Source organism: Ilyobacter sp. (assembly GCF_041583315.1).
Classification (GTDB): domain Bacteria; phylum Fusobacteriota; class Fusobacteriia; order Fusobacteriales; family Fusobacteriaceae; genus Ilyobacter.
The window spans coordinates 1-7,223 of sequence record NZ_JBFHGC010000076.1; the positions used below are offsets into that span (position 1 = coordinate 1).

At 39.9% G+C, this 7,223-nt stretch carries 9 protein-coding genes; 3 read left to right on the forward strand and 6 right to left on the reverse strand.

All coding sequences use genetic code 11. The features are described 5' to 3' along the window. From ABZA26_RS04180 to ABZA26_RS04190, 3 genes are all read left to right on the forward strand, one after another. Nucleotides 1-965 (forward strand): 3-methyl-2-oxobutanoate dehydrogenase subunit VorB (locus tag ABZA26_RS04180; RefSeq protein ID WP_372713259.1); only part of this gene is annotated, 965 nt, incomplete at its 5' end. Beyond that, complete coding sequence (locus ABZA26_RS04185) at nt 965-1,714, forward strand: thiamine pyrophosphate-dependent enzyme (RefSeq protein ID WP_372713260.1); 750 nt, start codon at nt 965-967, stop codon at nt 1,712-1,714. The genes ABZA26_RS04180 and ABZA26_RS04185, both read left to right, overlap by 1 nt. 1 nt (nt 1,715) lies before the next feature. Continuing rightward, the gene (locus ABZA26_RS04190) at nt 1,716-2,258 is read left to right on the forward strand and encodes a 2-oxoacid:acceptor oxidoreductase family protein (protein ID WP_372713261.1); all 543 of its coding nucleotides are present in this window, start codon (nt 1,716-1,718) and stop codon (nt 2,256-2,258) included. A 45-nt stretch (nt 2,259-2,303) separates the two neighbouring features. Here ABZA26_RS04190 and ABZA26_RS04195 read toward each other — a convergent pair whose 3' ends face one another. The 6 genes from ABZA26_RS04195 to rsxC all read right to left on the reverse strand — a co-directional run. Continuing rightward, the gene (locus ABZA26_RS04195; protein ID WP_372713262.1) at nt 2,304-3,308 is read right to left on the reverse strand and encodes an RnfABCDGE type electron transport complex subunit B; all 1,005 of its coding nucleotides are present in this window, start codon (nt 3,306-3,308) and stop codon (nt 2,304-2,306) included. 22 nt (nt 3,309-3,330) lie between these two features. Beyond that, a complete protein-coding gene (rsxA, locus tag ABZA26_RS04200) occupies nt 3,331-3,915 on the reverse strand; it encodes an electron transport complex subunit RsxA (protein WP_372713263.1) in 585 nt (194 codons plus the stop codon). Nucleotides 3,916-3,918: 3 nt separating this feature from the next. Continuing rightward, nucleotides 3,919-4,545 (reverse strand): electron transport complex subunit RsxE, encoded by a 627-nt coding sequence (gene rsxE / locus ABZA26_RS04205; protein WP_372713264.1) that lies wholly within the window; start codon nt 4,543-4,545, stop codon nt 3,919-3,921. Further along, nucleotides 4,545-5,078 carry an RnfABCDGE type electron transport complex subunit G gene (locus ABZA26_RS04210; RefSeq protein ID WP_372713267.1) on the reverse strand — a complete coding sequence of 178 codons (534 nt, stop codon included), beginning with the start codon at nt 5,076-5,078 and terminating at the stop codon, nt 4,545-4,547. Before ABZA26_RS04210 ends, rsxE begins: the two co-directional genes overlap by 1 nt. Then, nucleotides 5,075-6,010, reverse strand: coding sequence for an RnfABCDGE type electron transport complex subunit D (locus ABZA26_RS04215; protein ID WP_372713265.1), 936 nt, complete (start codon nt 6,008-6,010; stop codon nt 5,075-5,077). Before ABZA26_RS04215 ends, ABZA26_RS04210 begins: the two co-directional genes overlap by 4 nt. An 18-nt stretch (nt 6,011-6,028) precedes the next feature. Further along, nucleotides 6,029-7,223 (reverse strand): electron transport complex subunit RsxC (gene rsxC / locus ABZA26_RS04220; RefSeq protein WP_372713266.1); only part of this gene is annotated, 1,195 nt, incomplete at its 5' end.

Sequence of the window (7,223 nt, forward strand, 5' to 3'; positions counted from 1 at the left end):
ATGAAATTCCTGAATACATGTCGAGAGAACTCCCACTGGCAGGAGGTACCTTCGTCCAGGCTGAGTCGGAGATTGCAGCGATAAATATGGTCTACGGGGCTGCCGGTTCTGGAGCCAGGGTTATGACATCTTCATCCTCTCCTGGAATATCCCTAAAACAAGAGGGAATATCCTATATTGCAGGTGCAGAACTCCCCTGTCTTATTATAAATGTTATGAGGGCAGGACCGGGGTTAGGTGGAATACAGCCTGCCCAGGCTGACTATTTTCAAGCTGTAAAAGGCGGAGGACATGGAGATTATCACCTGCCTGTTTTTGCTCCTGCAAGTATTCAAGAAGCTGTTGATCTCATACCCACAGCCTTTGAAGTGGCTGATAAATACAGAACTCCTGTAATGATATTAGCAGACGGCATGATCGGTCAGATGATGGAGGCTGTTGAATTTAAAGATTTACCAAAAAAAACACCAGTAGAAAAAAAATGGGCAACTACAGGTACAAGGGGAAAAAGAGAACCGAATATTATAACCTCCTTAGATCTTGATTCCCATAGACTTGAAAAACACATCCTAGAAATCAAAAAAAAGATGGATCTGATTTGTGAAAAAGAGTGCAGGTGGGAAGAATATAATATAGAAGATGCAGATATTGTTGCGGTGGCTTATGGTACCACCTCTAGAATTTTAAAAAGCGCTGTTGAAAAATTAAAAAATAAAGGTATCAATGTAGGCATTTTAAGACCTATAACACTTTTCCCATTCCCTTATCGCGTGCTGGAAAATCTCCCTGAAAGAGTCAAGGCTGTCTTAACAGTTGAAATGAGTACCGGGCAAATGGTCGAAGATGTAAGGCTAGGAGTAAGAGGAAAAATTCCTGTTCATTTTTACGGCAGAACCGGTGGAGTGATACCTACTCCTCAAGAGATTATAGATAAGGTTGAGAAGATTCTTGGAGGTGGGGAGTGATGGAAGTTGTTTTTCAAAAGACAAAAGGACTGACAGATGCAGTAACTCACTACTGCCCAGGGTGCACCCACGGAATAATACACCGGCTTGTAGGAGAAGTTTTAGAGGAACTGGGAGTTTTGGAAAAAAGTATAGGGGTGGCTTCTGTAGGCTGCTCTGCACTCTCATATAAATATTTCAATTGTGATATGCAGGCTGGTCCCCACGGAAGAGCTCCTGCTCTAGCCACAGGCATAAAAAGAGTTAATCTAGACTGTACTGTATTCACCTACCAGGGAGATGGAGACCTAGCTTCTATAGGGTGTGCAGAGATAATCCATGCTGCCCTCAGAGGTGAGAACTTCACAACAATTTTTGTGAATAATGCTGTCTATGGAATGACCGGAGGACAGATGGCACCTACCACTCTAATCAATCAGAAATCCACCACCTCTCCCTATGGAAGAGATAAAAAAATTCACGGAATGCCTATCAAAATGTCAGAGATTCTTGCTACTCTAGACAGGGCTGTCTATGTGGTTAGAGTTTCTGTCCACGATCCAAAACACGTGAGAGAGGCAAAAGCAGCTATAAAAAAAGCCTTTGAGCTTCAGATAAAAGGTGAGGGATTTACCATTGTAGAAGTATTGTCTACCTGTCCTACGAACTGGGGTATGACCCCTATAGAGGCTCTCGACTGGCTAAAGGATAATATGATTCCTTACTATCCTTTAGGAGTTATAAAATCTCCTGAAAAGGAGGATGATTGAGATGACAGAAAAAATAATCTGTGCAGGATTTGGAGGACAGGGAGTTATGGTTCTCGGAAAGCTCATTGCATATGCAGGAATGCTCAATGACAGGCAGGTATCCTGGTTGCCGTCATACGGACCTGAGATGAGAGGAGGAACTGCCAATTGTCATGTTATCCTTTCAGAAAAACCAATTGGATCTCCCATAGTTTCAGGAGATGCAGACTTTGCTATTGTTATGAATAAGCCATCTCTGGATAAATTTGAGCAGTCCCTTGTCCCAGGAGGAAGGCTTTTGATTAACAGTTCCCTCATATCTGACAAAGCAAGTCGGAAGGATATAGAGGTCTATTATATCCCTGCAAATGAAATCGCATCTGAATGCGGAATTGAAAAAGATTCAAACTTAGTTATGTTAGGAGCCTATCTGGCATTAACAAAATCAATAAAAGAAAAAGAAGTTATTGAAGCCTTTACAAAGGTTTTTGACAGTGAAAAAGCTAAGCTTATTCCTCTTCATAAAAAAGCTCTTGAAAAGGGAGCTAAATCTTTGAAACTTTAAATAATAGCAAAAGGGAAGGCTTATCGATAAGCCTTCCCTTTTTAATTAACTATCTTTTTTCTCTGTCACATTTATTTTTATTGCTCCAAATTTACATTTTTCATAGCAAAGCTGGCATCCGATACATTTTTCTTCGATTACCTTATGCTTTTGTTTTACTTCTCCCTCTATAGCATCTACAGGGCACACTCTTGCACAGGCTGTACATCCGATACATTTCTCTTCTATAATTTCAGCCTTTTTTATCTCTTTTACTTCACTTGTTATTGCATTAGTAGGACATTTGATTGCACAAAGACCACACTGAATACATTTTTCAGGATCTATTTTAGCCAGGTTGTTCTTTAAATCGATAGCATCTACAGGACAACATCTTACACATACACCGCATCCGATACATGCCACACTACAGTTCTTTCTTGCGACTGCACCTTTTTCTCTTGAAGAGCATAAGACTGTGACTTTTTGATTCTGGGGAGTCATGGTTATTACCCTTTTAGGACACTCTTTGACACACTTCTCACATGACACACACTTGTCTTCATTAATGACAGCTACACCCTTGTCTGTTATTGTTATGGCATCCACAGGACACACCGATGCACAATCTCCATATCCTAGACATGAATGCCAGCATGATTTATCCCCACCAAAATATAACATTGCTGTTGCACAGCTTTTAAGCTCTACATCAAAATCATAAAGTTTAGTAGTTCTGGTATTATCACCTTGACAGAGTACTCTTGCAACAATTTTTTCTCCGCCTGTCTCTGCAGTCATACCCATTATTTTACCTACAGCCTCTACAACCGCAGCGCCTCCTGGGGCACAAGAGGTTATTTCCGCTCCCTCTAGAGCTATTGCTTCAGCATAACCTGCACATCCAGGAAAACCACATGCTCCACAGTTTATTCCCGGAAGAACTTCCATTATTTTTTCAACATTGGGATTAACTTCTACCTCAAATTTCTTTGATGCAAAGGCCAGGAAAAGTCCCATAAAAAGTCCTATTCCTCCCAATATCAAAACTGGTATTAATATTGCTTCCATTTTTGACTAACCTCCCAAAAATCTAGATTTGCATTCCACTGAATCCCATAAAAGCCATGGCAAGAAGTCCTGCCGATATAAATGCTATCGGTACTCCCTGGAATGGTCTAGGTACATCAGCATATTCCAGTCTTTCCCTTATTCCTGCCAGTAAAACAAGAGCAAGAGTAAATCCTATAGCACCTGCAAAACCATTTATTACTGTTTCTATAAAGTTGAATCCCTCTTGAATATTTAGAATAGCAACTCCTAGTACAGCACAGTTTGTCGTTATAAGCGGTAAAAATACACCTAAAGCTTTATACAGATGAGGAGATGTTTTTTGAATAGCCATCTCTACAAATTGTACAAGGGAAGCTATTATCAAAATAAACGCTATGGTCTGTAAATATTCTAATCCGTATGGAACTAATAAGAACTTATAAACTATCCAAGTTACTGCAGAGGCCAAGGTCATAACAAAGGCAACCGCCATACCCATTCCTATAGATGATTCTACTTTTTTTGATACCCCCATGAAAGGACAGATACCAAGGAATTTGGCAAATATAAAGTTATTTATAAATATTGCACCGACAATTATTGAAAACAAATTTCCTAAATCCACAGATTACACCTCCACACTATTCTGGATTTTCTCGCTTTTTTTAATTTTTATATAATTCTGCGTTGCGATTATACATCCTATAGTTATAAATGCTCCGGGAGCAAGTATAAATATCAGTGCAGGACTAAAACCTTCAGGAATAAATGAAATATTAAATAGTGACCCGTTTCCAAGTACCTCTCTTATTCCACCAAGAATAGTGAGTGCCAGAGCAAACCCTAGACCTGTTCCTACTCCATCTAGGAAAGACAGAAAAACTCCGTTTTTAGCCGCAAAACTCTCTGCTCTCCCTAAAACTATGCAGTTAACAACTATCAGAGGAATAAATAGTCCAAGTACTGCATATAAAGCAGGTACATAGGCCTTCATTATCATTTCTACTATTGTAACCAGAGAGGCTATTACCATTATATATGCCGGAATTCTTACCTTATCCGGAATACTCTTTTTTATTGCTGATATTATACTGTTTGAGCATACCAGTACAGCCATTGTAGCCAGTCCCATTGCCAGGCCATTTATTGCCGAGCTTGTCACTCCAAGTGTTGGACATAGTCCTAAAAGTAGCACAAATACAGGATTCTCTTTTATGAGTCCCTGAGTGAGTATTTTCATCTCTTTTTTACCCATTAGTTCTTCACCTCAGTTTCATAAATAGAAAGAGCTTTCATCATTCCAGTGTAAACTGCCTGAGGAGAAATAGTCGCTCCTGCAAAGGCATCTGTAGACTTATTGAACTCATATCCTAATTTTTTACCGATCCAATGTGACTGCCATTCTGGGTCAGATACCTTAGATCCCAAGCCTGGTGTTTCCTGATGACCGATTATATTGAGTCCTTTGATCTCACCTTCTGATCCAAAACCTAAAACAAAATTTATATTTGCAGCATAGCCTGGCTGGGCTACAGTTACTACATATCCAACGATTTCTCCGCCGTCACTGTACCCTGGTACATAATCCAGTCCCTCGACACTTTTCTTCTCTTCTTCGTTAAAAGAAACTGCACCTGGAAGAACCTTTATCCTGGCCTCATTTACAGCTTTTTTTGCGTTTGCAGCGATTACATCTTTTGTCATATTATTTACAGATGCCAGTATACCGGCAGAAATGGCAGCTATAGACAAAAGTACCAGTCCATAATGTACAAATCTATTCATTATTTTGCCACCTCCCCGAATTTTTTCGGAGCGGTATATCTGTTTATGATTGGAACTACTCCATTCATAATGAGTATTGCAAATGCCGTTCCTTCAGGATATCCACCTTTTAATCTGATTGCAGAAATAAGTAGCCCTATTCCTACAGCATAATAAATTTTACCTTTTTCAGTATAAGGACTTGTAACCATATCAGTAGCCATGAAAAATGCTCCTAAGAAAAGTCCTCCAGAAAGTATATGAAGAAGTGGATTTGCACCTGCCAGTGCAGTCATAGCAAATACTGTTCCTATTATTATTGCCGGAACTCTCCAGTCAACCTGTTTTTTCTTTATGAGATAAACTCCCCCTATAAGAATCGCCAGTGCTGATGTCTCCCCCAAAGAACCTCCCATTTTTCCAAGTAAAGCCTGAAAATAAGGATTTCCTCCTTCTAATAGGGCTCCGTTTAGATCAAGACCTCTTTTCATTGCATCTAGAACAGTAGCGCCTGCATTTCCGTCATAATAAAATGTAGTTATTGCCACTGGCCAAGATGCCTGGACAAAGGCTCTACCTACAAGAGCAGGGTTAAATATGTTGTGTCCCAGTCCTCCGAAAACCATCTTACCTAAAGCTATGGAAACTACAGATCCCACTATAACATAAGGTAGCGGCATGAAGGCCGGAATTACGAATGCATATAATATCCCTGTGATAATTGCACTTCCATCAAAAATAGCGATATCCTGCTTCATCACTTTCTGACAAATCCATTCTGTGACCATGCAAGAAAGAACTGCTGTTACCGTTACTGTCAGTGCCCTCATTCCAAAAACATATATTGCCATGAGAAGAGCCGGTACAAGTGCTATTACCACATCATACATTACATCTTCTACTCTCTCTTTGGTTCTTATATGTGGTGAAGGACCCATTTTCAAAATCTTTTCCACGTTTTCTCCTCCTGATTACTACTTTTTCATTGTTCTGAGTTTAGCTTTTCCAATTTTTATAGCTTCAGTTAGTGGTCTGTTTGCAGGACAGATATATGAACATGATCCACATTCTATACAGTCCATAAGGTGATGTTTTCCCATCTCTTCCCATTGTTTAAACCTTGCTAATTTTGCATACATATTCGGCAGAAGATCTATAGGACATGCCTTGACACATTTCCCGCATACTATACATGATTTAGGTTTATAGGGATTCGTTTCCTCTTTTGTAAGAGCCAGCAGTCCTGATGTACCTTTTACTACAGGGACTGTTTCGGTGTGCTGAGCCATTCCCATCATAGGTCCCCCCATGACTAATTTCTCCATGGATTCTCTGTTTGTTGCCACATAATCCAATATTTCTGAGAACATTGTTCCTATTCTAACCTTTAGATTTGAAGGTCTCTCTACAGCCTTACCGGAAACTGTAACAATTTTCTCAATAAGAGGTTTTCCCTCGACTAATCCTTCATAGATCGCTCCTGCTGTTCCTGTGTTCTGAACCACAACTCCAACTGCAGAAGGAAGTCCCCCGGAAGGTACGTCCCTATCTAAGACTGCTTTTATAAGCTGCTTTTCTCCACCTTGAGGATACTGAGTTTTTAGCATTGCTACCTCTATAGCTGTCCCCTCGCAGGCTTTTTTCATTTTTTCTATAGCTTCTGTTTTATTGTCCTCTATACCTATAATAGCTCTGTTCACACCGAGAATCTTATTTATAATTTTGATTCCCTCCACTATCTTATGTGGCTCTTCAATCATCAGTCTGTTGTCCGAATTTAGATAAGGCTCGCACTCTGCACCGTTTAAGAGCAATACATCTATGGTCACATCTTTTGGAGGATTTAGTTTTATATGTGTAGGGAAACAAGCTCCTCCTACCCCTACTATTCCTTTTTCTCTTACCATTGCCAAGAGTTCTTCTCTAGTGGCCTTTTCCCAGTCTTTTATCTTGGTAAGTTCTGCCCACTCCTCTTTTTCATCATTTTCGATCACTACAGTCTTTACCTTTCCACTTAGTGGGAAGGGCATAACTTCTATTTTTTTTACTACTCCACTCACTGGAGAATGAACCGGTGAAGACACAAAAGCCTCAGAATCAGCTATCTTCTGACCCTTTAATACCCTGTCCCCTACTTTTACATTGGGATCTAATGGAGCTCCAATATGC